This window comes from Pseudomonas sp. TH49 (genome assembly GCF_016650625.1).
In the GTDB taxonomy this organism is placed as follows: Bacteria; Pseudomonadota; Gammaproteobacteria; order Pseudomonadales; family Pseudomonadaceae; genus Aquipseudomonas; species Aquipseudomonas fluorescens_H.
The window spans coordinates 3,257,179-3,271,240 of record NZ_JAEKFL010000001.1; the positions used below are offsets into that span (position 1 = coordinate 3,257,179).

Sequence of the window (14,062 nt, forward strand, 5' to 3'; positions counted from 1 at the left end):
TATTCGCTATCGACCCATAGGAGTGCTTATCGTCGGGGTATCTGCGTGCCTGCGAGGCGGCATGCCCAATCTTTGATCAAGCGCCTGAGGCGCTTGAGAGGCCCCGGAAGGGAAGGAAGTGAGTTCAAGCATCGACACGCATCCTGGAGGCTGTGAAGTGGCAGGCGAAGGGCGAGGAGATACCGCGCGATCTAGTGAAGCCTCAACGTCCAAGCGCTTGCTAGGTGACATCAAAACGATATTGATAGGGAGCTGAGAAGTAGTAAATGAATCGGATAAACTGGGTAGAGCCATCCTTTGACGGAGCGTAACGGTGGCACCTGGACCTGCAGCAGAGTCAGTCCGAGCACTGGTGCCAATGCGGCTGCGATGATTACCGCATGATCCATCGTGGGCAGATCAGGCAACAGCAAAATCGAGCTGCCGACATTTGCGATAGCGGCGAGGAGAGCGGATAGGGACCAACTTACGATTTTAATCTCTAGCTTCCGTGCCTGAAGCGCGATTACTAGTGCAGTAGGTAACAACACTCCAGTTAGGCCGTAGCTCAGTATCGGACGGAGCGCGACTGTGGTCATCAGGGCTAGGATCCCGCATAAGATCAGTCCGGGAGTTCGATGATGCATCGCCTGAGCGATAACTAGCCCAAGTGCTATGACGAACAGAATGTTTAAATGCCCATTATCGAAATATCTCGAATACGGCCATTGGCTCAGGATGGCGAATAGTAATATCCCACTCAGATATTTCCATCCGATTGGACAACTGATTGGCTGCCGGACAACATTTGTCGCAGTTGCGAGACAGAATAAGGGGTATGCAAGTCGTCCGATAATCCGCATCGAGGACAGATTTTCCTGGATTTCATTTGGTAGCACGAACCAGGTGTGATCGATGATCATCGTAAATAGTGCGATCCACTTAATTAGATCGAGCGAGCTGTCTCTTTCGAAAGTATTCATCGTTAGTCTGCAGCGGCTATTTGTTGTCGTTAATTATATATGGCTTTTGGTCTTGTGATATATATTTATCATGAAGAAGTTGGCGGTTTGTTACTTGTATGTGCGGTAATGCTGGTACATAATTATGCCTAGAAAGTAATTAGCAGTTAATCGCTGTGTACCAAACTACTCCCGAGCAGCGATAGGGGTAGGGAGGCAATAACTAAAATAGCCCGGTCGGGTGCTCGCTGTTATTCGTATATATCCGGTTGACTCTATCAACTGGCTCGGACGCACTTTCTCCATTCTACGACTAACAATTAGAGGCCTCGACATGCAAAAAGCTATTACCTCCGTGCTGGTTACCAGCATTCTCTTCTCTCTCACTGGCTGCGCTCGTACTGGGTTGCAGGATCAGGATGGTTCCCGCAACCAGACCCTGACCTGGGGCTCCATCGGCACTATTGCAGGAGCCGCAGCAGGGGCGCTGATCAACAAGGACAACCGTGGTAAAGGCGCACTTATTGGCGCTGGTATCGGTGGCTTGGCCGGCGCAGGTTACGGCGTGTACGCCGACCGTCAAGAGGCTGAACTCCGCAAAGCGACTGCTGGCACTGGCATCGACGTACAGCGCCAAGGCGATGACATCAAGCTGGTGATGCCTGGTGCGATCACGTTCGCTAATGGCTCGACTGAACTGTCTCCTGCTGCCCAATTTAACCTGGACAAACTGTCTGGTTCCTTCAAGCAGTACGGAGAAAACAACATTGAGGTTACTGGCCACACCGATAGTGTCGGTAGCAACTCTAGCAACATCGAGCTGAGCCAGAGGCGCGCTATTAGCGTCGGTAAGCACCTGATGAGCCAGGGCATTGATAAGAATCGCATTCAGGTGTTCGGTGCCGGTCCGTCGCAGCCGATCGCAAGCAACAGCTCGGAGCAGGGGAGGGCGCAGAACCGTCGTGTGGAGATCAAGCTGAAGGCGCCGCTGCAGCCCGTCGCTATGGAGCGGACGCAGTAACAAATCTACGTCTGGCTCCTTTGCCAGGTCTCGATACCGCCCCGCTGTTACAGCAGGACGAGATCCTGGCACATTAAATTGAGGGAATCTGATTATGAAAAAGCTGAGCATCATCGTTGTCACCATGGTTTTGGCTGCACTTGTCGGCTGTGGCGAACCTAAAATGAATAAGGTCATGCCGGCAACTGCGACGGCTGATGCTGTGTACAGCGAAAACACCTCTCGATACTTGGATAAAGCTGTAGGGCGACCGAAGGCAGAAAGTATTCAACTCACTTTCTGGAATGAGCCAGGCAATCGCGACACCGGATATATGTCACTGCTGATAAATGGCGTTCAGAAGGTGCGTCCGATAGACAATATCGGCGGTTACAGCCGCCAAACTGCTGGTACAGACGCTTTTAAATTTGTATATGAAAATGGCAAGTGGTCAGCGTATGTTTCAGAAAATGATATAGAGACGCATTCCAACCATCCCGAAGAATTTTTTGCGGGTGTTGCGCAAATACTTCGACATTATTGATTTACGTGCTTGTTCAGAAGCCCCTTCATTGGGGCTTTTTGCTGGCATATAGGTTGGCTCTATGATGGGTTTTCTTTGTGCTCTGAAAATCAAGCTAATAGCCATCCAATTTATTCTTATGTAATTGCAAAAGCATTTTCATATTTGTGAATAATCAATTAGATGGCTGAGCTTTAGGGTCATAGAATTATGTGTGTGAACATGAAGAGGCTTTGGTTATGTCGTATGAGCAGCTAAAAAAGGTTCTCGCAATACTGCGAGAGATACAGGTTAAAGCATGTGAGTTGCCAGAATCATGCATGCATGACGGCTATATCATTTCAGCCCTTGCTGGAACTGTGGAGGAAATTCTTTCGAAGGAGGGCGGGAACTATGTTTAAAGAGGCTAGCGTAAAGATTCCAAGAGCTATCGGCGTTTTTCTAATTATTTATTTCGGCTTGGTCTTGCCGGCTCGTGAAATGTCGCAGCTTGATAGAAGCGAAAGCACGATGCAAATCAAGGCTCCAGAAACTCCAATTCCTCCTGTTTATATGGGGAGTAGTAATCATGAGTAAGATTAGAACGGCGTTTGGTTACCTGAGTGGTTACCGTCAGACTGTCAATGCTGGTCGTGAGCTTAAAAATGCCGCTACTCTTCCGATTTATTTTATTAAAAATATTTACCATTGGGTCAGTGAAATACGGATACAGGCGAAAGCTGGTCGCCATCTCGCAGAGCTTGATGATGAACTTTTGTGGGATGACATTTGTTTGAAGAGTCAAGTTACGAATGAGTCACTGCGGCGGGCTTATAAGTCGCTTATTTTTGTCAATTTTGTATTAGTTCTTAGTGTGGCGGCTGTGCTTTCTTATTTTGTCGCAAGCTGGGGGCAGGGCAAAATGCTTCTTTTCGCTAATGGTGTTTTTCTGAATATGGTGCTGATGTTGCTTTTTCAGAATGCCTACCGCATTCATATGGCTTATACGCAAAGCGCACCACACCCGTTGCGATTTTTGCGAGAGATTTTTAAACGGCCGTCGTTGTTGATAGGGCGAGTGCTGCCTAATGATTACTGTGTGCGGGTGAGGGCTATCGAATGAATAGTTTCTCCGCACTTGTACTGACATGGCTTTTCGGACGTTGGATATTTGATGCGGCAGAACTCCCAGGAATAGGTGCTCAGGACGTAACACCACTGACGATATTTGCATCCGCTTTTTCAACACTCGGTCTAGCCATGTTCGGCGCCCTCGCGGCTTGGGCTATATTTCTCGGAATTTTCCGACTCAAAAACAACGGGAATTTTTTCGGTGCAAAAGATGGGAACGAGGCTTTTTTCTACCCGCTGCGGGTGATCTTCGCCTTGACTCTAATTGCACCGGTTATTCCTGTCTCTAGTGCCGGCGGGATTCAGATCACTTTGACGCCAGGACACGCTCTTGTGGCCGGTGTCTCCAAATCTGCGGCCGAATTCGGCGACACGATGCAACACAATGCATTTGAACTGATGCATCGCCATAACCTGTTTAGTGATCCGAAATTCCGAGTTGAAGTCGACGCGAAAGTCGCTTTGGACATGCTAAACAGTTGGAAAATCTCAGCGGTCCAACTCGCTGGTCTGAAAATATTCCGAGATCCGAACGATCAATTAAATTCGCTATCGAGTCGTGACCTTGCGAATGAGGCTTTAAAAATAAAATGGAATCAGGTTTACGGCGGTAAGTATCCAGCTGCGGGGTCGACTGAAGCCGCTGCTGCAGGCGTGTATATCGCAAACGCGGGCCGATCTTTACAGATACCGTTAATTCCTCCGAGCGACGAATTGGCCCGTGCTGTCAGCATGGGTGTCCAACGATTGATCGATCCCGACGCGGTTACTGGTACGGTCGAGGGGGAGATGGAAACCGAGGGGTGGTTTTGCCAATCCGGTTGGTTGTCGTCAATGACATGCAGTGATGAGTATGAACAGGTCAAGAAAAACAATGCCGCCTCTATCGAGGTCGGTATAGCCTCGGCTCAGCGTCAGATCTGGATCGGTCTGGTCGAGCATGCCGTCCAGCAGGCGATTTTGGCTCGGGACGGGACTGTGGGGGCAGGGGACGCGAAGACGTTTTTTGAGGAAAGTATCACATGGGCTAGTCAGTCCGCAGACTGGTACAAAACCATGGTTGAGCAAACCATCAGCACCACGATTGCAACTGACCAGGCTGCTCGTAGTGCAGCGTATTTTGACGAAGTAAAGAACTGGGGTTGGATGCTCGGCGGCACTTTCGTGTTGCGCGCAGCGAGCGACTTCTCACGTGCTGCTAGCTACGCAGAGGGCGCGACCGCACAGATGATGCCAAAATCCACGCTTTCGGCGATGACTCCGGGCGACTCGCTCTCAAAACTGGTCGAAAGCGAAGCCCTGGCACAGATTCAACCTGGAAATGTTGGTGCTGAAAAGTCGCTGCTGGCTAGAGTTTTTTCGCTCGACATCCTCAAGTCCACGACCGGGCCCTCGAACCAGAATATCCACAACATTGCGTCCTGGGGACGCTCGCTCGTTGGCACTGGCATTGGATTTTTTGCGGGCGGGACGATCGCGAAATATATCCCCGGTCTTAACTCAATCACTGATGGGACGCTGCCAAAAGCAATCGGAGGAGTAATGATTGTCTCCGGCGGGTTACTTGGCTACGTGATGCCTCTATTGTTTGCAATCTATGGACTGATGGGGGCAATCAGCTGGCTCGTAGCCGTTGCTACGACCTTTTTCGGAGTGACGCTCTGGTCGGCTGGTATGGCCGCACCGAAAGGCGAAGAGCACACCTCTCAATTGTCGGCCAAAGGGTGGAACGCCTTCATCTTCATCTTTCTCTATCCTGCTTTGGCCGTGGGTGGCCTGGCAGCAGCGATTGTGATTAGCGCTGTCGGCCTGGCAATGGTCCAAGCGATGGCTATGGGACTTTGGGGGATGTTTGATCCTGGTGTCGCCGATGTCGGCCGTCCGCTGGAAAGCCTCGGAGGGATTCTGATTGGCGGATTGCTGATGGTCGTAGTGATTATCCTGCTGTCCTGGAACGTAGTTGTCACAAGTGCTCAACTGATCACCTCATTTCCCCGTAGTGTGCTCAATATGATTTCGCTCAGCGAACCGGGCCTCAATCCTTACGAGAACTCGATGCAGGGGATTATGGGGGGGCTTTCTATGAGCACCCGGCAGATTCTGACGGGATCTATAAGCCGGGCGATCACCCCATTTCGACCGCCACAGCCCCCGCAGGGCGGAGGCATCTAATACCGCACTTTATATTTCGGCGAGTCTTCCGGTCTGGAAGCTCGCCGATCTTATATGCGAGTGGTACTGATATTGGCATGCCCCAGCCACTGCTGGACCTTGGCGATATCGGCCTCATGCTGACTGCTGCGGACACCTCAGCCAGGGTCTGAAACTGCGCTGCCGTCAGACGACGGTCTGCTGGGGCTGGCAATAGCTCACCAGAGCCGGATGGGTTGATGTCCTTCATTTTATGCCGGGCCCTGCAGGCCGACCTGCAGCGTGCTCACTCGCAACCCATTCCCAATACTTACGGATTGAACGGTCTACCTCAGACTCCGGTACCAGGTGTTGCCAGCGCTCGGACTCTTCGTCCATCTGAGCCTGAGATCCCAACTGAGGGCCGATTTCAGCACCTGCAGCTTTGAACCTGGCCCGAGCTTTGTCCCAGAACCCGTACGATAGCTCGTACTCGTAGAGAGGAATGATTGGCACCTGGTGCGTTTGCCAGAGGTGCCATAGCAGTGCCAGTCCGTTGCCCTGACGATGATGCTCGGGCTTTATCTCGATCTTGTTGATATACACCCGGTCCTTGAGCACGTTGAGGCTGTAGTCAACATGGCCGATGCGGACACCGTCCCGCTCAGCGACGATAAACGATCCCGTCCCTGGAAACGGAAACTGGAGCCGCTGGGTGTCGTTGGAATGGTCGATACGGATCGACAGTGACGACAGACTGGTTGTCAGGTTGTTTGAAGCGCGCCGCTGGAAAAAATCGCGCATTGGGTCAAAAAGCGACATACGGCCTACCTGTCTAAAAAGTTCGCGTATTTTATCGGTAATTTTCAAACCTGCTGGGAATTGAGGCGAGGAGGGTAGGTCGGTAGCATCCAAGTCATGAAACCTCACCTGAATGATCTGCTCCTCGATCACATCATTAACTCCGTTCCCGTCCTGCAGATCGGGCGTGATCGTATGGCCTACTATCCAGGCTCTGCGTTCGCCGGCCTGGCCTGCAACGCCTACCCGCAATCCTGGAGAGCCAAGGCATCGAAAGAACCCAGTGGTTCACTTTGGTTCGCGATCCACCTTGATGCGATCGGAATTTACTGGGAAGTTGACTATGTTGCATGGGCGAAAGGCTGCGCTTTCGTCTCTACCCCCGAGCATCGATTCTATTGGGCGCACGGCAAACCCGGGCTGGCTGAGAGGGTGCTGCGCCCCTTGTATCTGGACTGGATGCTTCAAGGTGCTCTTGCGGCTGAGTACGGGCCTGATTATTTACCAGGGTTAGCCGGCGACCCAGTGCTCCTGGACGAGTACAGCGAGTACCAGGAGCAAATGGTCCAGCTACTGAGCAGATTCGCAATCGAGGCGCGATAGGTTGAGCAAGCATTGACGACAACCGCGAATATCCTTAGATTGAATCCAGTAGCCGAGGGAAACGAGGGCGAAAGCCTCCACCCGCGGACATATGAAAGTGCCTAACGAAGAAACCACCTCACGGTGGTTTTTTCGTTTCTGGCGCCGAATTTACCAGCAATCCTTCAAAGCCTCCCCCTGGTGCGCAAGGACATGTCCCGCCCCGGCGCTCACCGTTTTCCCTTCTGGGCTCGGCCCGCGCAGCGGGCATAAAGATCCCGGCCGAGGCCGGGATCCTTTAAGGCGCGAGCCGACAAGACTACCAGTCCAGGACCTGGACCTTGCCAGGCACGCCCGTGGGCGCCGCGCGAGGCTTTGCCGCCGGCGCGGGTGCTGAAGTTTCCAGCGGCATGAGCGGCTCGGGTGCTGCCGGCGCGGCCGGCATAGAGCGAGAAGCTGCCGGCTTCGCTGGGGACGCGGGATCTTTCAGCTCCCGCGTCTCATTTTTTGAGCCTGTGGCCGTTTTGCCTTGCGCAATCAGCAGTAGCTCGCGGTTGATTTTGTCCAGGTAGTTCATGCCTTCCTGGATCTTTGCGTTTTCAGTTTGATAATGCTCATCCAGTTTCGGACTGGTTCCATTCGCAACCCAGCTGTCGCGATCGAGTTCGATGAAGACCTCGAATGCAGCTGGATCAATGCCCTGAAGGGGCTTGATTGGTGCTGGATAGCGCTGAAGCAGATAATCCACGTCAGGATCTGTTTCTCGATTGGCTAGTAGCGGCCCGAAGCGTTCCAGTAAGGCATCACGCTTAGAACTGATCCGAGATTGCAATGCCGTCAGACGTTGTTGTAGGCCCACCACCTGGATGGCCGCAATGCGCTTTTCCTCGGCCCCCCGTGCAGCCTTTGCCTTCTCGGCAGCAGCGATACGAGCAGACTCTTCCCGAACACCTTGGGTGAAGTGCCCCGCGCCGGCGACAACTGCGATGCAGAGCGCCGCGACACCGATCGCTTTCATTAACCGGCCAGACTTGAGTTGTAGCGGCTCGCCGACGATAACCGAACCGACCTGGAGCAGGTCGCCATGCTGGGCGAGGAGATGTGCGGAAGAGTTTTTCATGCTGCTACCTCCTCAGCAGGCTGTTCAATTTGCTGCTCGGTTGGGAATGTGAACATCGGATTGAGACGGATCTGGGCGCGGCGGACGGTGCCGCAACGATTCACCGCAGCCAGGGCCGTGAATTTTTTCATCGTCAGCGACCGGATCTCCTCCGGCGACACGAGCGGGATCTCGCCAATTTTTACGCTGCCAGCCGGCCGCTCCCGACGAATTGCGGCAGGCAGCTGCTGCCATGCCTGTTCAGCACCCAGTTTCTTCGCCAATTCAGAGACAGTGCTGATAGCCTGGCCGACTTGGCTATACGAGCGGCCAACTTTGATCATCTCGTCGGATGTCTGCGCTCTGGCAGCCAAGGTTCCAGTGGAGTAACCGCCCGCATTTGCGCCGTAAAGGTTTGCCGTGGCCACCGGATCAGTTGTGTTCGCAGCGACCTCAGAAAACACCACGCGAGGTGCAGCTCCCAGGCGCTGGGAAACGTAGTCGAGGGTCATCTCGGAGCCGACTTGCATGCTCACCACAGAACGGTATTGATCCAGGAGCATGATCGTGGCCTGCTCGTCCTGCAGTGCAACCTGCAGACCATCGAGGCCCTGAGTTGAGTACAACGCGCACAGACCGAGCGAGCGGGCTTTAGGCAGGATCGCCAGCTCTTCATGCGAAACCAGATCCTGTGCCTCGTCGACTACCAAGAGCACAGGCTCCTGACCTTCGGTTTTCCAGTTGTCGCCACGGCGCTTGATCGCGCTATAGAAGCGACGCTTGGCCAGCGCCGAAATGGCAACGCCACTTTGGGTATCAGGTAGAGCCAGCCCAATCATTGCGCAGTAGAGGCAGTCCTCGATCTCGACACCTTCAACACAGTCAGCCCACGCCCCAAGCTCTTGATCATTGATGAGAGTACCGAGCCAGGTTTCCAAATTGAGTTCGATGGACGAACGGGTTTCGGTAGCTTTCTGCAGGTGGCGCACCATGAACGAGTTATAAGCACGATGCAGGTGTCCAGGGAGAAGATGCATGCAATCGCCTTCGATCAGTTCTTTTGCGCGATCACGGCTACTTGGCTCGAATGCGAGTTTGTAGATTGAGCTGAGATTCCATGGCCACTCGACCGGCTCCAAGGCATTCATGAGGGCAAGAACTTTCGCCGTGCTGCGCAGTAGCTCACGGGCGAATTGCTCCCACTCGCTGCCCGAAACGTCGCCCGCATTACCTTTATCGGAACTGAATAGCTGGAAAAGAGTATCGGCGACTTCATCCGGCTGGAGATTCTGGATGGCGTTGAAGTTCGACGATTCGGGACTGATAACCTGGTAACCGGGCAGGCCGGCGAGCTCTTTCGGAAGTTGACCCTTGCCGTCCAGTACCAGCAGGCCGCCTGCTTTCGCCTCTTGCCATTGCCAGACCACTGGCCGAATCACCGCTGCCGTTTTACCGGTTCCGGTTTGGCCCAGTACAAGCATGTGCGTCGAAAGGTCCCCCACAGACAGGCCGAAAGGCATGCCCGCTTGGGCGGGGCTATACGGATCACGTCGTTCAGCAAATAGATCAGTTGCAGTGCCCAGGTTGATGAACGAAGACTTTTCGTTCATTGCTCGTTCGATCTGTTCATTCAATGCGCGATCGAAGTCCGCGAATTTGCTCTTACCTTCCTGCTCAATGAGTTTGGGATAGGCAGAGACCGCCAGGGCCTCGCGGGCCGCCGCAGCTCGGGTCTTAGCGATTGAGGACAGATCGAAGATCGCCAGGAGCGACCAAGCTGCAGCGCCGCCGGCGGCGACCGGCGCGATGAACCAGCTCAGGGAATCTGAAGCGACGAATAGACCTGCCAGCAGAATGGCGATTCCGGCGACAGCCATTGGCATCGACTCATCAACCAGGGCTTTGCGCAAGTAGGACACCGATAGGTCATCGGGTACGATCTGGCCATCAACAGGATTGCCGTCGCGATCGTACGTCCATGATCGATACGAGCCCACCAGATCGGCAGGAGTTCGAGGCGGAGTTACGCGCAGCAACACGCGAGCGCCGAACTTTTTCACATCCTGGATTTCATCCTCAGTCAGCAGCGGGCCGGCCGGGACCATCAGGCGCCAAGCGGCAGGCGTGAGACCAAGCGAGCAACGGAAAACGTACCCCCCCGCCACAGCGATGCAGAGACCGGCAGTGATCGAACCCCATTGCCAGGCGAGGCTGGAACCGTTGCGACCCAAGAGGTAGGCCGTTGCGGATACCAGGAAGAACGCACCGACGCTCAGCGCGAAATTCCGGGCGCGTAGGCGCTTCTGGAGTCGAGCGCCCGCATGGAATGCAGCGCGGCCATAGAAGGCGCGGCGCGTAAGCGACGCACGATCCGATGGGAGGGCCTCGATCACATCATCGTGGAGGATCTGATTGGCCGGCCAACCGCGAGTATCCGCGCTCAGTTGTGGGCCAAGCGCTATGCGAATGGCCTGTGTACGGCGCTCGCGCCAGGCGCGTTTTGCTGCTTCAGGATCTGTGACCCAAAGAAGCAGATTTTCCATGTAATTACGGAATTGCGTTACCATACAATTTCTTCCTTTCGTGGGTTTTTCCTGCCGCGAAACCGGCTCACCTGAGTTGCCGCTCAGGTGAGCCACCCTTTCACTGCGCTTGCTTAGTGGCGTTCGCCGCCGCAGCAATTTGAGCGCTCTCGATTACCAGCGCCCGCGACGCATCAGCAATTTTTGCTCGGGTGTCAGCATTGCGGACCCGTTGCTCAAAATGACGCAATTGCGGCATCCGGCCAGTTGTTTTTGTCTGAATCAGGTCCGATTTCATCGCGTCTAGAAAACTGTTCAGGCTCGGATAAAGCTTGAGGCTGCTGACGTCAGGTGGAGTGCCAGTTGCCAAGGCCAGACGAAGAGCGCGATTCTCAGTTTCGAGTAGTGCGATTCTGAAATCAGCGGCGATTAGCCCAACGTGCATTGCCGCTTGTCCAGACTGCTTCAGGTCATACACACCGAGCATGTCTTGGTCACGAGACTGAAACTGAGGCTCGCTCAATCCAGGCAGGCAATCTTCAAGAGGGCAAGCGCCCACCTGGCCAGTAAAAACTGCGACCAGTGCCGATGCTGCAATGAGGGTTCTGTTATCCATCACATTGATCTCCCGGCGTATTCGCTCTGTTTTTCCTGGTTGACCTGTTGATCAGTCAGCTTTTTTTGCTCCTCCTGGACCACCTCCTGGGCATCTTTGCTCTGCTCAGCGTGGGATGCTGGAACGTCGTCCCGCTGCTGATGTTGCTTATGCAACTCCTCCATGCGCGGATCCTTGGCCAGTGTGTCCAGCTCATGAAGGTCGCGCCCCTCAAGGCGCTTGAACTCTTCGCGCTCCTCGCGTCGGGCACGGATAAACGCCTCCGCGTCACTGCCAAGCAAGCTCACCTTCTTTTTTCGGGCACGAAAATCCCCGTCATCGCTATGGTTGCTCATGCGATTTTCTCCGTCAGTAGTGGTTGCGCGTTAGCGCTATTGGTGGTGGTTTTGGGTAGATTGTTTGAGGTACAGCTCAGCCGCCGGCACAAGTGTGGTCAGAGATACAACGACACCGATAACCAGGCCGGCGCATAGGTCGAGCAATCGGGCCTTGCCGGCGCGATTGCTCGCGGCGGCAAAGTCGGCCGAGATCAAGCGAAGTGCGTTGTCTTTGTCCTGCTCGAAGTACTTCATTCGTTGGACCAGCACGGCGTTCTTTTCTCTCTCTGCTTCGAATTTGCCTTTCAGCTGATTCCGCTCGGCAAACAGATTTGCCGAGCTCTCACCTACATTGGCCATGGCAAGGTTAATCTTCATGCTCAACTCATCGATCGCGATCTGAGCCGCTTCGTCTTGCACATGGCGTTTGGCGTCAACGATCGAGTCAGCCAGTACCTGCGCGATCGACTCACGCAAGGCCGCCCTGAACTGCATGTCATCTGCCGACCGCAGCAGGCGGTCAGGCAAGGCCCCCAGTTGTTCGCTCAACAGGGAGGCGCTGGCAAGATGGCCAGCAACACCGTCCAGCCTATCGATGAGTTTCACAGACTCTTCCAGGATGCCTGGATAATCGCGATTGCCGCGCAGGAGAACGTGGAGTCGTGTCACTTCATCAACGAGCTCATCAATCGAGCGGATTGCGCCGCCGATGTCACTCATGGCGGCCACCCAACGAATAGAGCAGGTACGGCGCGATCAGCTGCTGTGAGGTAAACGATTTGCCGACCCCGCCCTTGGTCGAAACGACCATCATGCGCAGACGATCGCGTTCACCGAGGATCTGATCGAGGCGCTTGAACACCACATTGATCATTTCACGCACGGTTTTTGAGCCGGTCACGGCACGCATCAGGCGGGTATTAAGCTTGGCGCGGTCGAGGTCACCAGCCTGCTCGGCCTCGATGATGATGCTGCGCAGGCGATCAGCGATCGCTTCGCGCTCTTCGGAGATCTCCCACTGAGTCAGGCCGATGCGCCGACTACGGCCATAGCGTTCGATTCGAGGCATGACAAGGAGCTCGGTGCCGGTCTGCTCAGCCAAATCGAACACTTCTGCAAACGCTTCGCGCAGCGCGAGATCCGTGGTGTCCTGGGTGCGACTGGTGATGTCGTTGAGCAGGATGGCGATCGGAGTTTGCTTATCGAATTCGCGGATCAGCTTGATGGTTTTGAAGGCGTTATCAACATCCTGGCCTTCGTCGCGTACGGGAATCAGAGTCAGGTCGAAGTGCCGCAGTAACATCTGCTCACCGATGGCCATGATGGTCTTGCTCGCTGTCTCATTGCCACCGATGTCCAAAACGAAGCTGTCCAGCCCGCTGCCGTAGATCAGGTGTTCAATCGACGCGCCAGGGTCACTACCAACTGGGAGTTGCAGCGGGCGGATTCGCGATGCAGTGAGCCACGACGAATCGAGGTTAAGGTCGTCCATTTCTACCAGGTGAGCAACTGCTGCTGCTTTTGCCATTTTCTCTTCCTTCTTGCTCATGGGTTTTCCCGTTGATTTCTAGAGAAACTTTCGAGGGGTTGCCGCCCGCTCTAAGTCAATATTTCCTGCAGTTGAACCGCTTTCTTCCTTAATGCTTGTTGTTTCTGCTGGTCGCTTATCGAAGGCTTCAGGGGTGTTTGTGCGGATGACTTCAGGGTGTAACTCACGCCCAAAATCAGGATCAGCTCCGGTCGTTCGTATGTTCGCCAGAAACTCTCGGTACTCGCGAGCCAGGAATTTCTGGATGAACTTGCGCAAGCTGTTGTAGCTAACAACGATTCCTGCCCTTTCCAGCATTTCCTGCTGTTGCGTGATCGGTGTTCCTAAGCGCGTTGCCTCGCGGAGGATTTCGATCCTCGGCAGCAAAGCTTTGGTGACGCTTCCCCTTACGTTCTTCTGGCCACTGCCAGATTCAGCGGCGGCCTTCATACGCTCCAGCTCGGCTTTCAATGCCGCCGTTTTGCGATCGGCCTCTTCCTGCTGCATCCGCATCCACTCCAGCTGGTCCTGCTCATCACGGGCGCGTTCGGCGTCTGTGCGTCGGTCAAACATGGCATTCACCTATGGTCGCTGCGTTTGTTTAAAACTGCTTGCTAACTCTACCAAAGGTTCGGCTTCTAGTTGGCGGTTTGTTGCAAACAAGCTGCAAAGGTTGACCGCTTAGGGCTCATATTAGTTGCAAACTAGTGCGAGTCAAGCAAAACTTGCTTAAAGTGATGCGAGATGCTTGTATATATACAGCTTTCGTTAACACATCTGCACCCTTCGGGTGCTTCGCGTCGGCCCGGATCCCGCGCAGTTCGCGGACTCCAAGCCGTAAAGCCAACAAAGCAAAAGCAAGGTACGCCGGCTAAAGCCGTCTACCTGAGAAG

Annotated in this window: 15 protein-coding genes and 1 pseudogene; 6 read left to right on the forward strand and 10 right to left on the reverse strand. The window is 54.2% G+C overall.

Annotation, left to right across the window (positions count from 1 at the left end; all coding sequences use genetic code 11):
- Positions 1 to 230: 230 nt before the first annotated feature.
- Positions 231 to 962, reverse strand: coding sequence for a TraX family protein (locus JFU48_RS14770; RefSeq protein WP_201136818.1), 732 nt, complete (start codon positions 960 to 962; stop codon positions 231 to 233).
- A 313-nt stretch (positions 963 to 1,275) separates the two neighbouring features.
- Here JFU48_RS14770 and JFU48_RS14775 point away from each other — a divergent pair, with 313 nt between their 5' ends.
- From JFU48_RS14775 to JFU48_RS14795, 5 genes are all read left to right on the forward strand, one after another.
- Positions 1,276 to 1,962: an OmpA family protein gene (locus JFU48_RS14775; protein ID WP_109634070.1), complete on the forward strand. Its 687-nt coding sequence runs from the start codon at positions 1,276 to 1,278 to the stop codon at positions 1,960 to 1,962.
- Positions 1,963 to 2,056: 94 nt separating this feature from the next.
- Positions 2,057 to 2,485: a hypothetical protein gene (locus tag JFU48_RS14780; protein ID WP_201136819.1), complete on the forward strand. Its 429-nt coding sequence runs from the start codon at positions 2,057 to 2,059 to the stop codon at positions 2,483 to 2,485.
- Positions 2,486 to 2,857: 372 nt separating this feature from the next.
- Complete coding sequence (locus JFU48_RS14785) at positions 2,858 to 3,040, forward strand: hypothetical protein (protein WP_201136820.1); 183 nt, start codon at positions 2,858 to 2,860, stop codon at positions 3,038 to 3,040.
- Positions 3,033 to 3,566: a hypothetical protein gene (locus tag JFU48_RS14790; RefSeq protein WP_201136821.1), complete on the forward strand. Its 534-nt coding sequence runs from the start codon at positions 3,033 to 3,035 to the stop codon at positions 3,564 to 3,566. The genes JFU48_RS14785 and JFU48_RS14790 overlap by 8 nt, the downstream gene beginning before the upstream one ends.
- Positions 3,563 to 5,746, forward strand: a complete 2,184-nt coding sequence (locus JFU48_RS14795) for a hypothetical protein (protein WP_201136822.1) — start codon at positions 3,563 to 3,565, stop codon at positions 5,744 to 5,746. The genes JFU48_RS14790 and JFU48_RS14795 overlap by 4 nt, the downstream gene beginning before the upstream one ends.
- A gap of 50 nt (positions 5,747 to 5,796) precedes the next feature.
- Here JFU48_RS14795 and JFU48_RS14800 read toward each other — a convergent pair.
- Positions 5,797 to 5,868 (reverse strand): annotated as a pseudogene (locus JFU48_RS14800) (site-specific integrase); the annotation flags it as partial.
- A gap of 103 nt (positions 5,869 to 5,971) precedes the next feature.
- A complete protein-coding gene (locus JFU48_RS14805; protein WP_201136823.1) occupies positions 5,972 to 6,526 on the reverse strand; it encodes a GNAT family N-acetyltransferase in 555 nt (184 codons plus the stop codon).
- Between the two features lie 96 nt (positions 6,527 to 6,622).
- On the opposite strand from JFU48_RS14805, the gene JFU48_RS14810 reads away from it, so the two are divergent.
- Positions 6,623 to 7,108, forward strand: coding sequence for a hypothetical protein (locus tag JFU48_RS14810; RefSeq protein WP_201136824.1), 486 nt, complete (start codon positions 6,623 to 6,625; stop codon positions 7,106 to 7,108).
- Positions 7,109 to 7,406: 298 nt separating this feature from the next.
- Here the strand turns inward: JFU48_RS14810 and JFU48_RS14815 are convergent, their stop codons facing one another.
- The 7 genes from JFU48_RS14815 to JFU48_RS14845 form a co-directional block, all read right to left on the reverse strand.
- Positions 7,407 to 8,207 (reverse strand): hypothetical protein, encoded by an 801-nt coding sequence (locus JFU48_RS14815; RefSeq protein ID WP_201136825.1) that lies wholly within the window; start codon positions 8,205 to 8,207, stop codon positions 7,407 to 7,409.
- Complete coding sequence (locus JFU48_RS14820; RefSeq protein WP_201136826.1) at positions 8,204 to 10,753, reverse strand: type IV secretory system conjugative DNA transfer family protein; 2,550 nt, start codon at positions 10,751 to 10,753, stop codon at positions 8,204 to 8,206. The genes JFU48_RS14815 and JFU48_RS14820 overlap by 4 nt, the downstream gene beginning before the upstream one ends.
- Positions 10,754 to 10,829: 76 nt before the next feature.
- Positions 10,830 to 11,324 carry a hypothetical protein gene (locus JFU48_RS14825; protein WP_201136827.1) on the reverse strand — a complete coding sequence of 165 codons (495 nt, stop codon included), beginning with the start codon at positions 11,322 to 11,324 and terminating at the stop codon, positions 10,830 to 10,832.
- A complete protein-coding gene (locus tag JFU48_RS14830; RefSeq protein ID WP_201136828.1) occupies positions 11,324 to 11,659 on the reverse strand; it encodes a hypothetical protein in 336 nt (111 codons plus the stop codon). The genes JFU48_RS14825 and JFU48_RS14830 overlap by 1 nt, the downstream gene beginning before the upstream one ends.
- A gap of 36 nt (positions 11,660 to 11,695) precedes the next feature.
- Entirely contained in the window at positions 11,696 to 12,361 is a 666-nt protein-coding gene (locus JFU48_RS14835; RefSeq protein WP_038442577.1) for a hypothetical protein, read from the reverse strand.
- Positions 12,354 to 13,190, reverse strand: coding sequence for a hypothetical protein (locus tag JFU48_RS14840; RefSeq protein WP_201136829.1), 837 nt, complete (start codon positions 13,188 to 13,190; stop codon positions 12,354 to 12,356). The genes JFU48_RS14835 and JFU48_RS14840 overlap by 8 nt, the downstream gene beginning before the upstream one ends.
- Before the next feature lie 18 nt (positions 13,191 to 13,208).
- Positions 13,209 to 13,742 carry a hypothetical protein gene (locus JFU48_RS14845; protein WP_201136830.1) on the reverse strand — a complete coding sequence of 178 codons (534 nt, stop codon included), beginning with the start codon at positions 13,740 to 13,742 and terminating at the stop codon, positions 13,209 to 13,211.
- Positions 13,743 to 14,062: the final 320 nt, after the last annotated feature.

Bases quoted from the DNA above. Each gene is read 5' to 3' on its own strand.
- JFU48_RS14770 (WP_201136818.1), bottom strand. From the start codon at position 962: ATGAATACTTTCGAAAGAGACAGCTCGCTCGATCTAATTAAGTGGATC.
- JFU48_RS14775 (WP_109634070.1), top strand. From the start codon at position 1,276: ATGCAAAAAGCTATTACCTCCGTGCTGGTTACCAGCATTCTCTTCTCT.
- JFU48_RS14780 (WP_201136819.1), top strand. From the start codon at position 2,057: ATGAAAAAGCTGAGCATCATCGTTGTCACCATGGTTTTGGCTGCACTT.
- JFU48_RS14785 (WP_201136820.1), top strand. From the start codon at position 2,858: ATGTTTAAAGAGGCTAGCGTAAAGATTCCAAGAGCTATCGGCGTTTTT.
- JFU48_RS14790 (WP_201136821.1), top strand. From the start codon at position 3,033: ATGAGTAAGATTAGAACGGCGTTTGGTTACCTGAGTGGTTACCGTCAG.
- JFU48_RS14795 (WP_201136822.1), top strand. From the start codon at position 3,563: ATGAATAGTTTCTCCGCACTTGTACTGACATGGCTTTTCGGACGTTGG.
- JFU48_RS14805 (WP_201136823.1), bottom strand. From the start codon at position 6,526: ATGTCGCTTTTTGACCCAATGCGCGATTTTTTCCAGCGGCGCGCTTCA.
- JFU48_RS14810 (WP_201136824.1), top strand. From the start codon at position 6,623: ATGAAACCTCACCTGAATGATCTGCTCCTCGATCACATCATTAACTCC.
- JFU48_RS14815 (WP_201136825.1), bottom strand. From the start codon at position 8,207: ATGAAAAACTCTTCCGCACATCTCCTCGCCCAGCATGGCGACCTGCTC.
- JFU48_RS14820 (WP_201136826.1), bottom strand. From the start codon at position 10,753: ATGGTAACGCAATTCCGTAATTACATGGAAAATCTGCTTCTTTGGGTC.
- JFU48_RS14825 (WP_201136827.1), bottom strand. From the start codon at position 11,324: ATGGATAACAGAACCCTCATTGCAGCATCGGCACTGGTCGCAGTTTTT.
- JFU48_RS14830 (WP_201136828.1), bottom strand. From the start codon at position 11,659: ATGAGCAACCATAGCGATGACGGGGATTTTCGTGCCCGAAAAAAGAAG.
- JFU48_RS14835 (WP_038442577.1), bottom strand. From the start codon at position 12,361: ATGAGTGACATCGGCGGCGCAATCCGCTCGATTGATGAGCTCGTTGAT.
- JFU48_RS14840 (WP_201136829.1), bottom strand. From the start codon at position 13,190: ATGAGCAAGAAGGAAGAGAAAATGGCAAAAGCAGCAGCAGTTGCTCAC.
- JFU48_RS14845 (WP_201136830.1), bottom strand. From the start codon at position 13,742: ATGTTTGACCGACGCACAGACGCCGAACGCGCCCGTGATGAGCAGGAC.